This is a genomic window from Flavobacteriales bacterium, assembly GCA_016779935.1.
Classification (GTDB): domain Bacteria; phylum Bacteroidota; class Bacteroidia; order Flavobacteriales; family UBA7312.
Genome location: JADHMQ010000009.1, coordinates 19,477 through 33,424, shown reverse-complemented (window position 1 = coordinate 33,424; position 13,948 = coordinate 19,477). Strand labels below are relative to the sequence as shown.

Here is a 13,948-nt window from a genome sequence, read left to right as displayed (position 1 = left end):
CTTTGATGAATGAAACGGATTATAACTTCACTGTTACTATTGTTTAGCTTTAATCTGGCGTATGGCCAAAATGCTAAGCTAAATACCCAAATAGAAATCGGTGGATTAAGAGGTATACAACTTAGTAAGACCTTTCCCATTCTGAAGTCTGGTGCTTTGGCAGAAATTAGTGTCACAAAATCCTTTGGAGACTATGTGCAAATTGGTGTAGGGACAGCTTATCTGCAATTAGAAAGTGAAGAGTTCATCCCTCTTTTTGTGCAGTGTAGAGCCCACAAAAAAAGCCAAAGTAATAGCCCCTATTTTACGACATCTATTGGCTATACCAAAGCTAGAAATTCAGACTTTGAAAACTCTGTATACAACAATTACGTTGGAAAAATATATTTCTCGCCAGGCATAGGCTACTACTACCAAATTAATGATAAATGGGGGCTTACTGCCGGACTAAGCTACATTATGCAAAAAGTGGATTTAGAACACCTCAATACAGACGGGCAAATCTACCATACCGAATCCCTAACGCTCGACCTCATTTCATTCAAAGTGGGCATAAGCCTTCACTAATGTTTCGTTGCCTTGCCATATTACTTTTTGTTGGTTTAAGTAGTCCACTGAAAAGCCAAATTGTACTGAACGAAATCGTATCTAAAAATGAAAGCGGTTTGTTCAACGACTTTCAAAGATATTCGGATTGGATAGAGCTCTATAATACAACTGAGGACAGTGTATTATTGAATACTTATTATTTGACTGATGACCCTACTAATACTTACAAATGGCAACTTCCAAAGCGTTATCTAAACGGACAATCGCATATAGTCATTTATGCTAGCGAAGAAGACGGCGATTTGCACTGCAATTTCAAAATTAGTAGCCAAGGGGAAGCCCTTTATCTCAGCCATATTAAGAGTGGAGTGGTAGACTCTTTCCCTGCTGTTCCTCTTCTTGACGACCAAGCCTTTGGCAGATTTCCCGACGGTCAAGCACAAATGGGAATATTAAATATGCCAAGCCCCAATGCAGCAAACGATACAATAGCACGAGGTTTTAGCCTGTTGTACTTTTCACACCACAATGCCTTTCAAAAAAACCCCTTTGAATTAGAAATTCTGGCTTCCAACCCTCAAGCCACTATTCACTTTACAATCACTGGCGAAACTCCTACGGCAAATTCTCCTCAATACCTCAAGCCTTTGCCGCTAAGGCAATTAGACACTAAACCCAATAGTATTTCAGAAATTCCAACTGCCGAGAATTGGTATCCGCCAAAAGAGAATATCTACAAAGGACATACCATTAGAGTAGCTGCTTTTTTAGAGGGAATACAAATCAGTAAAGTTTATACCAAAACCTATTTTGTGGATGAAAATATATCCGATAGGTATAGCTTCCCAATAGTGTCATTAGTTAGTCCAAATGCTAATTTGTTTGAAAATGAGCACGGCATTTATGTGAAAGGACAAAACACCAACTACTCACAAAGAGGAAGGGAATGGGAACGCCCCGTTCATTTCGAATATTTTGACCGTAACGGTAATTTGCAAATTCAACAAGAGCTCGGTTTACGTACCTACGGAAATAAAGGGCGAACATTGGCACAAAAATCTCTATTGCTATACGCTCGCAATAGCTACGGAAAAAAACGACTGAAACATGCCTTCTTTGAGGATAAAAATAAGGACTCTTTCAAAAGAATTATACTGCGGTCAGCCAGTTCTAACGACTGGAAAAACACCTTATTCAAAAACGAATTGGCTCAAAAAATTGTTGCAGAATTAAATTTAGAACATCCTGCATCACAAGAAGTAATTGTCTTTGTAAACGGTTCTTATTGGGGCATTCATCACCTCAACGAGCGTATGGACGAATACTTTATTGAGGATTATATGGGTGTTGAACAAATAGATTTACTCTCTGCCGATGCCAATATCGAAGAAGGTAGTAATGCCGATTTTTTAAGCCTAAAAAATTATCTACAAACAAATGACTTAAGTCAAGAGGTGCATTACACACAGGTGAGTAATTGGATAGATATTGATAACCTCATTGACTACTATTGCACCCAATTGTTTTTGGCAAATACGGATTGGCCGCACAACAACATCAAGTTCTGGAAAGCCCAAAAAGACGGGAAATGGCGGTGGTTATTTTTTGACTGTGACGAATGTATGAGTTATGAGAATTATGAACTTTTAGGCGATTTTATGTCCGCTCAAGGCGTTCGTCAGGATTTTCCAGAATGGTCGACCGAATTAATGCATCACCTTTTCAAAAATGAGCACTTCAAGCAAGGCTTTCGCTCCCGTTTTAATGAGCTGCTAGAATCTACATTCAGTACTCAAAACCTAATGAATCACATCAATGAAACAAAGGCTGTGTATGCTCCAGAAGTGAATGAACATTGCATGAGGTGGTCAACACCTAATGATATAAACGATTGGCAAGAAGCCGTGAAGGGTTTGTATTCTTTTGCTGCCATTCGCCCTACAGTAATGAAGGAGCAACTCAATGACTATTTTGGGGTACCTTTTAGCCTTTACCCTAATCCTACCAATGGTTTACTGAAGATTGACTTGGCTGTACAAGACAATCATTTTGAAGGTCTTTCCATAAAAAACAGCTTGGGTAAAGAGGTCATGAGATTTAGCCAAAAATGGAGCAATCCAATTAATCTACATCACTTAAAACCAGGAGTTTACTTAGTTGGAATTCAACTAGAAGGACACCATTACACTCAGCGTTTACTTGTCTTTTAAGTACTTCCTGTCCACATAAAAAGTGCCGAAAGGAACAATAGACGCTAAAAAAACTATGGCCGTTTGTCCCCATTTCCATTGGTAACTATCTTTCAAATAAAAGGCTAATGCTAAATAAAGCATGAATAAAATACCGTGAGGCATACCTAATATTTTGACTAGAAAATCATCGCCGCCACCATATTTCAAAGGCACAGCAATAAAAAGCAATAGTATGTAGGATAGCCCTTCTAATAGGGTAATTAGACGAAAGAATTTTTTCATGAATTCATTTTTGTTATGTACTTCCCGATGATATCAAACTCTAAGTTGACCGTAGTGCCTACTTCAAAATCACTGAAATTAGTATGCTCAAAAGTATAGGGTATTATAGCTACAGAGAAGGTTGTTTTCTGTGAATTGACAACGGTCAGGCTTACGCCATTAACACATATTGACCCCTTTTCAACCGTAATGTTTGCAGAAGGCTCATACTCAAAAGTAAAGGTGTGCCATCCGTTTTCTATGCCTATATCAATACATTTTGCCGTTTGGTCAACATGCCCCTGAACGATATGGCCGTCCAGCCTATCGCCCAACTTCATACACCGTTCAATGTTTACTTTATGTCCTACCTCTAATAGCCCCAAATTGGTTTTATCAAGCGTTTCTTTAATGGCAGTTACCGTATACACATCCCCCTCAATATTTACAACCGTTAGACAAATGCCATTATGTGCAACGCTTTGGTCTATCTTTAGTTCAGAGGTAATGGGTGTTCGCATAGATATATGAAGGTTGTCTAGCTCTTTTTCCAGAGCAACCACTTCACCCAAATGTTCTATAATTCCTGTAAACATTATTAGTAATTAATAAGTTGTTCTTCAATTCCCTCAGGGATTTCCCTAAAGGTATAATCTTGTCGTCTTAGTTGTGGCTCAAAACCTGCCTGACGAATAGAGTCTTGTATGCTTTTGTAGGTAAAACGGTGTGGAGCTCCCGCTGCCGACACTACATTTTCTTCAATCATAATAGAGCCAAAATCGTTGGCGCCGCCTTCCAAACACAGTTGAGCGGTTTCTTTTCCGACCGTTAACCAAGAGGCTTGTATGTTTTTAATGTTCGGCAACATAATTCGACTAATTGCAATCATACGCAAATATTCGTCGCCAGATACATTATTTTGTATGCCTCGAATGCGCTTTAGCAAAGTGCCATCGTCCATAAAAGGCCATGGGATGAATGCCAAAAAGCCATTGGCATCTTTGGGTTTTTCAGCTTGCACCTCACGAAGCCATACCAAATGCTCGAAACGTTCTTCTAAGGTTTCTATATGACCAAACATCATGGTAGCCGAAGTAGTAATATCCAATTTATGGCAAGCACGCATAACGTCTAACCATTCTTGACCCGTACATTTACCTCGAGAGATTAAACGCCTTACCCTATCGTTTAGGATTTCTGCACCAGCACCTGGCAAACTATCCATGCCTGCCTCTTTGAGCGCCGCCAAAACTTCCAAATGGGACTTCCCTTCAAGTTTGCAAATATGTGCGACTTCTGGTGGCCCAAGAGCATGCAGCCTAATCTCAGGGTATAATTCTTTTAACTCCTTGAACAAATTAGTGTAAAAATCCAGTCCTAACTCAGGATGATGCCCGCCTTGAAGTAGTAATTGGTCGCCACCATAACGAATAGTTTCTTCAATCTTTGGTTTATACTGCTCAATCGTTGTTACGTACACTTCATCGTGCCCTGGAGGACGGAAAAAATTACAAAACTTACAATTGGCAATACAAGCGTTAGTGGTATTGACGTTTCTGTCAATCTGCCACGTGACTAAACCATCGGGTTTTTGAATTTTACGCAATTCATTAGCTACCCACATCAATTCTGCTGTTGGCACATTCTCAAATAGAAACTGCCCTTCCTCTGCTGTTAAAAATTCAAAGGCTAAAGCCCGTTTTAATAATTGGTCTGAATTCATCTAAATTGTCTAATTTTGAGGGTACAAAAATACGACAATAAATTATGGACTTACTCATCTCTTTAGCAAAACATATTCCAGAGAAGCAATCGCTAATACTTTTATGCCAATCCATGGACGATTTATCGTCTTTTTCACTCTCTGAAGAGGAAAGAAAATACATCCAAAATAGCTTTGACAAAGACATGAAAAGCGTATCGGTTAACCGCTACAATCGGTTTGTATTTGTTCAAAAAACAGATGAAAAATTAGAAGGCAATCGACTAGCAGCCAAAAGTCTACATTCTAGCATTTGCCAAGAAAAAATAGAGCATATTACCGTAGTGGACTTGAGCAATCAGCCAAAAGTCACTTGGGCGTTTGCCGAAGGTTTAGCCTTGAGTAATTATCAATTTCTAAAGTATTTCTCCGATAAAAAAGAAAACAGTTTAAAGGAAATTAGCCTACATTCAGCAAATGGCGAGGAAGAAATCAGTCAGCTTAAAGCTGTAATTAAAGGAACCTATGTCGCTAAGGACTTAGTTAATGAACCTTTCTCATACCTTACCGCTATGCAATATAGTCAAGACATTGAGAAATTGGGTGAAGAAGCTGGCTTTAAGGTTGAAGTCCTTCACAAGAAAAAAATTGAAGCGCTAAAAATGGGCGGTCTTTTAGCTGTAAACAAAGGAAGTATTGACCCCCCAACCTTTAGCATCATGGAGTGGAAACCCAAAACCTACTCTAACAGTAAGCCAATTGTATTAGTTGGAAAAGGTATTGTTTACGATACTGGTGGTTTGTCCTTAAAACCAACAGCCAACTCTATGGACATGATGAAGTGCGATATGGGTGGTTCTGCTGCAGTGGTAGGAACTATGTATGCCATTGCCCAAGCTAAATTGAACGTACATGTCATTGGTCTTGTTCCAGCAACCGATAACCGACCGTCTGGCAATGCTTATGCTCCAGGAGACGTCATCACTATGCATGACGGCACCACTGTAGAGGTGTTAAATACCGATGCAGAAGGGCGATTAATCCTTGCCGACGCATTGAGTTTTGCTAAAAACTATAAACCAGAATTGGTGATAGACCTTGCTACCCTCACGGGGGCAGCAGCAAGAGCAATTGGGAAAAGAGGAATAGTGGCTATGGGTAATGATGAAAGCACTATGCAAAAGCTTAAAGAAAGTGGCAAAAACGTTCACGAGAGAATTGCTGAAATGCCTTTTTGGGACGACTATAAAGAAGATTTAAAATCGCCCATTGCCGATCTAAAAAATTTGGGTGGTGCTGAAGCAGGTGCCATTACAGCCGGTAAGTTTTTGGAACATTTCACTGACTATCCGTATACCCACTTAGACATTGCCGGACCAGCATTTTTATTGGCCCCTTACACCTATCACGATAAAGGAGGAACAGGTGTTGGCGTACGCTTACTATTTGATTTTTTAAAAACAAAAGCTGAATGAGTAGCAAACTAAAATTAGGCATTTCCATTGGCGATATTAATGGCATTGGAACGGAAGTCATTCTCAAAACGTTTAGAGATAAACGTATGCTAGACTTTTGCACGCCAATTATTTTTGGCGACTTTAATTTGCTAAATCAAGTAAAAAAATCATTGCATTTTGACGATTTATCTTTGAATAAAATCCAATCCATCGACTTGGCGAAAGCCAAGAAAATTAATGTCTTGAATTGTTGGAAAGAAGAGGTAAAACTTACGCTAGGACAAAACAATGCTGATGGTGGTAAATACGCCTTAAAATCTTTACAATCTGCTAATATTGCTTTAAAAAACGGTCAAATAGATGCTCTTGTAACTGCACCCATCAATAAAGACAACATACAGTCGGATGAGTTTAAATTCCCAGGGCATACTGAGTTTTTAGAAAAAGAACATGAAGGCAAATCTCTCATGCTGATGCTCTCAGACAGTCTTAGAATTGGAGTGGTAACTGGTCATATTCCATTAGAAAAGGTGTCCAAACACATTAGTACAAAAGCCATACTAGACAAACTCAATACCCTAAATCAAAGTCTAAAACAAGATTTTGGCATCCGAAAACCTAAAATTGCAATCTTAGGACTAAACCCACATGCTGGAGACAATGGCATAATAGGTGATGAAGAAAAAAAGACCATTATTCCGGCGATTAAAAAAGCAGAAGAGCAGAATATTTTGGTCTTTGGTCCATACCCTGCCGATGGTTTTTTTGGCTCTAACAAACGCCAAGCCTTTGATGGTGTTCTTGCCATGTATCACGATCAAGGCCTAGTGCCTTTCAAAACATTATCCTTCGGAAATGGTGTTAATTTTACAGCAGGATTGAATATTGTTCGCACCTCTCCAGACCATGGTACTGCATTCGATATAGCAGGCAAAAATCAAGCTCAAGAATCCTCCTTTCGACAAGCCGTTTATACCGCTTGTGATATCTCCAAAAAACGTAAGGAATGGCAAGCGCTTAATAGCAATCCGCTAAAAATAAGCCCCAAAAAAGAACGCTCTAGAAGTAAGGTTGAGTAAACAAACGCTTTTTTTAAGCTCATTTCATGAAATATTATTACATTTGCAGGCTACTTTGAAAAAATTGAATTCATGGTAAAAGAAAAAGATTTTGATATTCCTTTTTCGGGTCTAAAATTAGGGACGCACCAATTTGATTTTGACATCGTAGACTCGTTCTTTGAATTGTTCGAAAATTCTGAATTAAAAAAGGCCGCTTTAAAAGTAGCTATTACTCTAAATAAAAAGGCAACATTGCTTGATTTAGACTTTAACATTATTGGTAATGTTGAACTCCCTTGCGACACCTGTGCCGACCATTACCTTCAGGAGCTAAACGAACAGTTTAATCTTATTGTAAAATTTTCTGACTTAGTGGAAAGCACTGAAAGTGACGAAATCATAATTCTATCTACCAGAGAGCATACCCTATCGCTTGCTCAAAGTATTTACGAATTCATTCATTTATCGCTCCCCTCAAAACGGTCACATGCCGATGAAAAGGACTGTAACCAAGAGATGTTAGAAAACATAAGGCAATTTGAAATTAAAGAACAAACAGAAAAAGAAGAGATTGAAATTGACCCCCGTTGGGCAAGTTTAAAGAATATAAAACACAAATAAATTGATTTAGATTATGGCACATCCTAAACGTAAAATTTCTAAAACTAGAAGAGACAAAAGAAGAACTCACGACAAAGCAACCGCACACAACGTTAGTAAATGTCCTAACTGTGGTGCACCAGTTTTACACCACAGAGTATGTGGTGAATGTGGTTTTTACAGAGGTAAAGAAGCGGTTTCACAAGAAGTTGCTGCCTAGTAAAACTTGTCGTTTAGTTTAATTTTTAATTTGTAGATTTAGGACTCTTTATAACTCTTAAATCTACTTTTGTTTTTAATGGATAGAGTTCGAATTGGAATAGATATTATGGGTGGGGATTATGCCCCAGGAGCTACTATTGACGGCAGTGTTCTAGCTCTCCCAAACTTAGCCGATAACGTAGACTTAGTTCTAATCGGTGACGAAACTCTCATTAAAAGCGAATTACAAAAACACAACCTACAAGAAGATTCCTTCGAAATTGTTCATGCCCCTGATAATATCGAAATGGGCGAACACCCTACCAAAGCTTTAGTCAAAAAGCCTAATTCAAGTATCGCTGTTGGATTTCACCTTCTCAAAAAAGGAAAAATCGACGGTTTTGCCAGTGCAGGAAATACCGGTGCAATGTTCGTCGGTGGCTATATGTCTGTTAAGCCTATCCCAGGAATTTTAAGACCTTGTATCTCTTCCGTATTGCCCAAATTAGACGGTGGAGTAAATGTAATTTTAGATGTCGGTGCCAATGCCGACTGCAAAGCTGATGTACTGTATCAGTTTGGAATATTAGGTTCCCTATTTGCAGAGCACGTATGCGGTGTTTCTGCTCCTAGAGTAGGCCTATTAAATATTGGCGAAGAAGAAACAAAAGGCAATATGCTAACTATTGCCGCTCATGAACTTATGAGCGACTCAAGAGATTTCAACTTCTGTGGAAACATAGAAAGTAGACATCTTTTTGATGATAAATGCGATGTCATTGTTTGCGACGGTTTTTCAGGGAACGTTATACTGAAGCAAGCGGAATCCATCTACAACCTAATTGAAAAACGAAATATTAAAGACGACTATTTCAATCGATTTAATTATGAAAATTACGGTGGGACACCCATACTAGGATTAAACAAAACCGTTGTTATTGGTCACGGAATATCTAACAAAATCGCCATTAAGAATATGATCGTTTTGACTGCTGATGTTGTTGAAGCTGATTTAACCACAAAAATTTTAAATAACTTCAATAATGACTAAACTCAGAGCTGCTATAACTGGCGTTCACGGATATGTCCCTGAATATGTTTTAACAAACAAGGAGTTGGAAGGGATGGTAGACACCAATGACGAATGGATAACCACTAGAACGGGTATCAAAGAAAGACGAATATTAAAAGGCGAAGGCTTAGGTTCTTCAGACTTAGGGGCTGCTGCTGTAGAAGGCTTGCTAGAGAAAAAAGGCATTAGTGCTGAAGAGATAGATTGCATCATCTGTGCAACAGCTACTCCAGATATGATTTTTCCTGCAACAGCATGTATTATCGCAGACAAAATTGGAGCAAAGAATGCCTTTGCATACGATTTAATGGCAGCCTGCTCAGGCTTCCTATTTTCTGTAGCTACAGCATCGAAATACATAGAAACTGGGAGCTATAAAAAGATAGTTGTTGTGGGTGCTGATAAAATGTCATCGATAGTCGATTATACAGACCGACAAACCTGTATTATTTTTGGTGATGGTGCGGGTGCTGTTCTCCTCGAAGCCGATGAAAGCGGTTTAGGAGTACAAGACTCTATCATGAAAAGTAATGGTGAAGGACGTCATTATCTAAAGATGACTGGCGGCGGATCAGTCCGTCCAGCATCAGAAGAAACTATTAAAAATAAAGAGCACTTCATACACCAAGAAGGTCAAACCGTATTCAAGTTTGCTGTAAAAGGTATGGCGGATGTTTCTGCAGAAATTATGGAACGTAACAACTTAGATGGTGACGATATCGCCTGGTTAGTTCCTCACCAAGCCAATAAACGAATCATTGACGCTACTGCCAACAGAATGGGTGTAGGTAAAGACAAAGTTATGCTGAACATTCAGCGTTACGGAAATACCACTAACGCTACTATTCCATTGTGTTTGTGGGAATGGGAAAGTCAATTAAATAAAGGAGACAATCTCATCCTTGCGGCCTTTGGTGGCGGCTTTACTTGGGGCTCTATTTATTTAAAATGGGCATACGATAGTAAATAAATTATATATTTGAAATATTAAAATCGCCTTATGGACATTAAAGAAATTCAAGAACTAATAAAGTTTGTTGCTAAATCTGGAGCAACTGAGGTAAATCTAGAAATTGATAACGTAAAAATTTCTATCAAATCCCCTGCTAAGAAAGGGACTGTGCCTGAAACAACCATTATTCAGCAAATGCCTGTAGCTCAAGGTGCTCCGGCAATAATGCCTGTAGCAGCTGCACCAGCTCCGGCTCCAGCAGCAGAAGCTCCAGCAGCTGACAAAAGTAGCAAGGAAGACAAATACATTACCGTAAAGTCACCAATGATTGGTACATTTTACAGAAAGCCTTCGCCAGATAAAGAAACCTTTGTTAACATCGGTGATACTATCAAGCCTGGCGATATCCTTTGCGTGGTAGAGGCCATGAAGCTATTCAACGAAATAGAATCTGAAGTTAGCGGTAAAATTGTAAAGGTATTAGTAGACGATTCTACACCAGTAGAATACGACCAGCCTTTATTTTTAGTTGACCCTTCTTAAAATACATTCATGTTTAAAAAGATATTAATAGCTAATAGAGGTGAAATTGCTCTAAGAGTAATTCGCACATGCAAGGAGATGGGCATAAAAACGGTAGCCGTATATTCTACTGCCGATGCTGAAAGTCTACACGTTAGGTTTGCCGACGAAGCGGTATGCGTAGGCCCAGGACCATCAAGCGAATCTTACCTAAATATCCCAAACATTATTGCCGCAGCAGAAATTACCAATGCCGATGCTATTCATCCAGGCTATGGTTTCCTTTCTGAAAACGCTAAATTTTCAAAAATTTGCGGAGAAAATGGCATCAAATTTATCGGTGCTTCACCAGAAATGATTGAAGGCATGGGCGACAAAGCAGCTGCCAAAGAGACCATGAAAAAAGCAGGCGTACCTACCATTCCTGGTTCGGATGGTCTGATTGACGACTTTGCACACTGCAAGAAACTCGCCAAAGAAATTGGTTACCCAGTAATGCTAAAAGCTACTGCCGGTGGTGGTGGTAGAGGAATGCGACTCGTATGGAAAGCCAGTGAATTAGAAAATGCTTGGGACTCTGCCAGACAAGAGTCTGCTGCTGCCTTTGGCAACAATGGTATGTATATGGAGAAATTCATTGAAGACCCTCGCCATATAGAAATACAAATTATTGGAGATAATACAGGCAAAGCGTGTCACCTTTCTGAAAGGGATTGCTCTATTCAGCGAAGACACCAAAAATTAGTAGAAGAAACGCCTTCGCCTTTTATGACGGATGAGCTAAGAGAAGCTATGGGTAAAGCGGCTGTACAAGCTGCTGAATCGGTAAAGTATGAAGGTGCTGGAACGGTAGAATTTCTAGTTGATAAGCACCGTAACTTCTACTTTATGGAAATGAATACCCGTATTCAGGTAGAACATCCTATTACGGAAGAAGTAGTGGATTACGACCTTATCTGCGAGCAAATAAAAGTAGCCGCAGGCGTAAAGATTTCTGGTAAAAACTACTACCCTCAACTGCATGCTATTGAGTGCCGTATTAATGCTGAAGACCCATATAACGATTTTAGGCCAAGCCCAGGATTAATAACTAATTTTCACGCACCAGGTGGACATGGCATTCGTATTGATACTCATGTATATGCCAACTACATTATACCTCCTAATTACGACTCTATGATTGCTAAACTCATTACAGTCGCTCAAACTAGAGAAGAAGCCATTGCAAAGATGAGGAGAGCTCTGGAAGAATTCGTGATTGAAGGCGTAAAAACAACTATACCATTTCATTTACAATTGATGAAAAACGAAGATTTCATAAACGGTAACTATACCACCAAATTTATGGAGTCCTTTAAGTTGAAATAAGAAAGTTTTGGATGAAAACTAAAAAAAAGAGCTCTTGAGGCTCTTTTTTTATGCTGTGGTGGCTACTTTTTTAACCCCTACCATCTGATGAATGCTTTCGATGATGGCTTGTTTATCGTACTCGCATTCACGCCATAATTCTGGCTGAGTACCATGCTCAACGTATTTGTCAGGAATACCTAAACGCTTAACTTGTGCTTTGTAGTTGTGGTCTGCCATAAATTCAATGATTGCACTACCGAAACCGCCTTGTATGCAGCCGTCTTCTACCGTAATAACTTTATCGTGCTTCTTAAAGACTTCGTGTAGTAAGGCTTCGTCCAAAGGCTTCACAAATCGCATATCGTAATGGGCTATAGAATACGTGTCTAAATCTGAAATGGCTTCTTGAGCAAAATTCCCCACATGACCAATTGTCACTAGAGCAATTTCATTACCATCAGAAACTTTTCTTCCTTTTCCTACTGGTATTTCTTCAAAAGGTGTTTGCCATTCGACCATAACACCTTTTCCTCTTGGGTAACGGATTGAAAATGGTCCTTTGTTAGGCAATTGTGCTGTGTACATCAGGTTGCGCAACTCTTGCTCATTCATAGGTGCAGAAACAATCATATTAGGAATGCATCTGAAATATGCCATATCGTAAACACCGTGGTGAGTCGGGCCATCAGCACCTACTAAACCACCCCTGTCGAGACAAAATACTACATTCAAATTTTGAATGGCAACATCGTGTACTACTTGATCGTATGCACGTTGCATGAAGGAGGAATATATATTACAAAATGGTACCATTCCTTGTGTGGCTAAACCCGCCGAAAAGGTTACGGCGTGTTGCTCTGCAATACCCACATCAAAGGCCCTGTCTGGCATCTCATTCATCATCATACCTAAGGAACAACCTGTAGGCATGGCTGGGGTAATCCCCATAATTTTATCGTTTTCTTTAGCCAACTCAATAATAGTCTTTCCAAATACATCTTGGTATTTTGGTGGTTGAGGGCTATTAGAGGAAGATTTAATAATTTCCCCCGTATTTTTATCAAATAATCCTGGTGCGTGCCACTTGGTAGGGCTTCCCATTTCTGCTGGCTCATAGCCTTTCCCTTTTTTAGTAATGCAATGCAATATCTTTGGTCCAGGAATATTTTTTAAATCGTTTAATATTTTGGTCAAATGCACTACATCGTGTCCATCTACAGGTCCGAAATATCTAAAGTTTAAAGACTCAAAATAGTTGCTTTGCTTCAATAGTGCAGACTTTAAAGCGTTTTCCAACTTTGCCGCAATGGCTTGTGCATTTGGTCCAAACTTACTGACTTTTCCCAATAAATGCCATACGTCATCTTTTACCTTATTGTAAGTATGAGAAGTAGCAATGTCCGTTAGATATTCTTTTAAAGCTCCAACATTAGGGTCAATGGACATACAGTTGTCGTTGAGGATTACCAAAAGATTGGATTTTTCTATACCGGCATGGTTAAGCCCTTCAAAGGCTAAGCCTGCGGTCATTGAACCATCACCAATAACGGCAATGTGCTGTTTGTCACTTTCGTTTTTATAGTTCGAGGCTACTGCCATTCCTAGAGCACCAGAAATAGAAGTAGATGAGTGACCTACACCGAAAGTATCGTATTCACTTTCCGTTCGCTTGGGAAAGCCACTAATTCCTTTGTAAATTCTATTGGTGTGAAAACGGTCTTTTCTACCAGTTAGGATTTTATGTCCGTATGCTTGGTGGCCTACATCCCACACTAATTGGTCATAAGGCGTATTGAAAACATAATGCAATGCAACTGTAAGCTCTACTACACCTAAGCTAGCTCCAAAATGCCCTCCTTTAGTGGACACTACATCAACAATAAATTGCCTTAAGTCATCACATACTTGAGGCAAATCGCTGCTTTTAAGATTTTTTAAATCTTCAGGAAATTGGATGTTATCTAATGAACTCAAACTGGAATACTTTTCAGGTACAAATATAAGAAAATTAACATCTGTAAAGACAAAC

14 protein-coding genes are annotated in these 13,948 nt (G+C 39.2%); 10 read left to right on the top strand and 4 right to left on the bottom strand.

Translation table 11 applies throughout. The features are described from left to right. Window positions 1-9 precede the first annotated feature (9 nt). Together ISP73_05740 and ISP73_05735 are read left to right on the top strand one after the other, a co-directional pair. Entirely contained in the window at window positions 10-567 is a 558-nt protein-coding gene (locus ISP73_05740) for a hypothetical protein (GenBank protein MBL6658086.1), read from the top strand. After that, window positions 567-2,759, top strand: coding sequence for a CotH kinase family protein (locus tag ISP73_05735; GenBank protein ID MBL6658085.1), 2,193 nt, complete (start codon window positions 567-569; stop codon window positions 2,757-2,759). The genes ISP73_05740 and ISP73_05735 overlap by 1 nt, the downstream gene beginning before the upstream one ends. Here ISP73_05735 and ISP73_05730 read toward each other — a convergent pair. Genes ISP73_05730 through ISP73_05720 form a run of 3 tightly spaced genes read right to left on the bottom strand, consistent with a single transcriptional unit; the run spans window position 2,745 to window position 4,725 of the window. Continuing rightward, window positions 2,745-3,023, bottom strand: a complete 279-nt coding sequence (locus ISP73_05730) for a DUF3817 domain-containing protein (protein ID MBL6658084.1) — start codon at window positions 3,021-3,023, stop codon at window positions 2,745-2,747. The two genes, ISP73_05735 and ISP73_05730, sit on opposite strands and share 15 nt — an antisense overlap. Further along, the gene (locus ISP73_05725) at window positions 3,020-3,598 is read right to left on the bottom strand and encodes a riboflavin synthase (GenBank protein ID MBL6658083.1); all 579 of its coding nucleotides are present in this window, start codon (window positions 3,596-3,598) and stop codon (window positions 3,020-3,022) included. The genes ISP73_05730 and ISP73_05725 overlap by 4 nt, the downstream gene beginning before the upstream one ends. A 2-nt stretch (window positions 3,599-3,600) precedes the next feature. Continuing rightward, window positions 3,601-4,725 carry a CofH family radical SAM protein gene (locus tag ISP73_05720; protein ID MBL6658082.1) on the bottom strand — a complete coding sequence of 375 codons (1,125 nt, stop codon included), beginning with the start codon at window positions 4,723-4,725 and terminating at the stop codon, window positions 3,601-3,603. Between the two features lie 44 nt (window positions 4,726-4,769). On the opposite strand from ISP73_05720, the gene ISP73_05715 reads away from it, so the two are divergent. The 8 genes from ISP73_05715 to accC all read left to right on the top strand — a co-directional run bounded on the left by ISP73_05715 (window position 4,770) and on the right by accC (window position 11,937). Further along, entirely contained in the window at window positions 4,770-6,179 is a 1,410-nt protein-coding gene (locus tag ISP73_05715; protein MBL6658081.1) for a leucyl aminopeptidase, read from the top strand. Beyond that, window positions 6,176-7,240, top strand: coding sequence for a 4-hydroxythreonine-4-phosphate dehydrogenase PdxA (pdxA, locus tag ISP73_05710; protein MBL6658080.1), 1,065 nt, complete (start codon window positions 6,176-6,178; stop codon window positions 7,238-7,240). The genes ISP73_05715 and pdxA overlap by 4 nt, the downstream gene beginning before the upstream one ends. A 72-nt stretch (window positions 7,241-7,312) precedes the next feature. Then, complete coding sequence (locus ISP73_05705) at window positions 7,313-7,843, top strand: DUF177 domain-containing protein (GenBank protein MBL6658079.1); 531 nt, start codon at window positions 7,313-7,315, stop codon at window positions 7,841-7,843. Between the two features lie 13 nt (window positions 7,844-7,856). Further along, window positions 7,857-8,042, top strand: a complete 186-nt coding sequence (rpmF, locus tag ISP73_05700) for a 50S ribosomal protein L32 (protein ID MBL6658078.1) — start codon at window positions 7,857-7,859, stop codon at window positions 8,040-8,042. A gap of 78 nt (window positions 8,043-8,120) precedes the next feature. Next, window positions 8,121-9,074, top strand: coding sequence for a phosphate acyltransferase PlsX (plsX, locus tag ISP73_05695; protein MBL6658077.1), 954 nt, complete (start codon window positions 8,121-8,123; stop codon window positions 9,072-9,074). After that, entirely contained in the window at window positions 9,067-10,065 is a 999-nt protein-coding gene (locus tag ISP73_05690; GenBank protein ID MBL6658076.1) for a ketoacyl-ACP synthase III, read from the top strand. The genes plsX and ISP73_05690 overlap by 8 nt, the downstream gene beginning before the upstream one ends. A 30-nt stretch (window positions 10,066-10,095) precedes the next feature. Beyond that, window positions 10,096-10,590, top strand: a complete 495-nt coding sequence (gene accB, locus ISP73_05685) for an acetyl-CoA carboxylase biotin carboxyl carrier protein (protein MBL6658075.1) — start codon at window positions 10,096-10,098, stop codon at window positions 10,588-10,590. A gap of 9 nt (window positions 10,591-10,599) precedes the next feature. Next, window positions 10,600-11,937 (top strand): acetyl-CoA carboxylase biotin carboxylase subunit, encoded by a 1,338-nt coding sequence (gene accC / locus ISP73_05680; protein MBL6658074.1) that lies wholly within the window; start codon window positions 10,600-10,602, stop codon window positions 11,935-11,937. 48 nt (window positions 11,938-11,985) lie between these two features. On the opposite strand, the gene ISP73_05675 is transcribed toward accC, so the two are convergent. Next, entirely contained in the window at window positions 11,986-13,893 is a 1,908-nt protein-coding gene (locus ISP73_05675; protein MBL6658073.1) for a 1-deoxy-D-xylulose-5-phosphate synthase, read from the bottom strand. Window positions 13,894-13,948: the final 55 nt, after the last annotated feature.

Excerpts from the sequence above, each read along its gene's own strand:
- ISP73_05740 (MBL6658086.1), top strand. The coding sequence starts at position 10 with ATGAAACGGATTATAACTTCACTGTTACTATTGTTTAGCTTTAATCTG.
- ISP73_05735 (MBL6658085.1), top strand. The coding sequence starts at position 567 with ATGTTTCGTTGCCTTGCCATATTACTTTTTGTTGGTTTAAGTAGTCCA.
- ISP73_05730 (MBL6658084.1), bottom strand. The coding sequence starts at position 3,023 with ATGAAAAAATTCTTTCGTCTAATTACCCTATTAGAAGGGCTATCCTAC.
- ISP73_05725 (MBL6658083.1), bottom strand. The coding sequence starts at position 3,598 with ATGTTTACAGGAATTATAGAACATTTGGGTGAAGTGGTTGCTCTGGAA.
- ISP73_05720 (MBL6658082.1), bottom strand. The coding sequence starts at position 4,725 with ATGAATTCAGACCAATTATTAAAACGGGCTTTAGCCTTTGAATTTTTA.
- ISP73_05715 (MBL6658081.1), top strand. The coding sequence starts at position 4,770 with ATGGACTTACTCATCTCTTTAGCAAAACATATTCCAGAGAAGCAATCG.
- pdxA (MBL6658080.1), top strand. The coding sequence starts at position 6,176 with ATGAGTAGCAAACTAAAATTAGGCATTTCCATTGGCGATATTAATGGC.
- ISP73_05705 (MBL6658079.1), top strand. The coding sequence starts at position 7,313 with ATGGTAAAAGAAAAAGATTTTGATATTCCTTTTTCGGGTCTAAAATTA.
- rpmF (MBL6658078.1), top strand. The coding sequence starts at position 7,857 with ATGGCACATCCTAAACGTAAAATTTCTAAAACTAGAAGAGACAAAAGA.
- plsX (MBL6658077.1), top strand. The coding sequence starts at position 8,121 with ATGGATAGAGTTCGAATTGGAATAGATATTATGGGTGGGGATTATGCC.
- ISP73_05690 (MBL6658076.1), top strand. The coding sequence starts at position 9,067 with ATGACTAAACTCAGAGCTGCTATAACTGGCGTTCACGGATATGTCCCT.
- accB (MBL6658075.1), top strand. The coding sequence starts at position 10,096 with ATGGACATTAAAGAAATTCAAGAACTAATAAAGTTTGTTGCTAAATCT.
- accC (MBL6658074.1), top strand. The coding sequence starts at position 10,600 with ATGTTTAAAAAGATATTAATAGCTAATAGAGGTGAAATTGCTCTAAGA.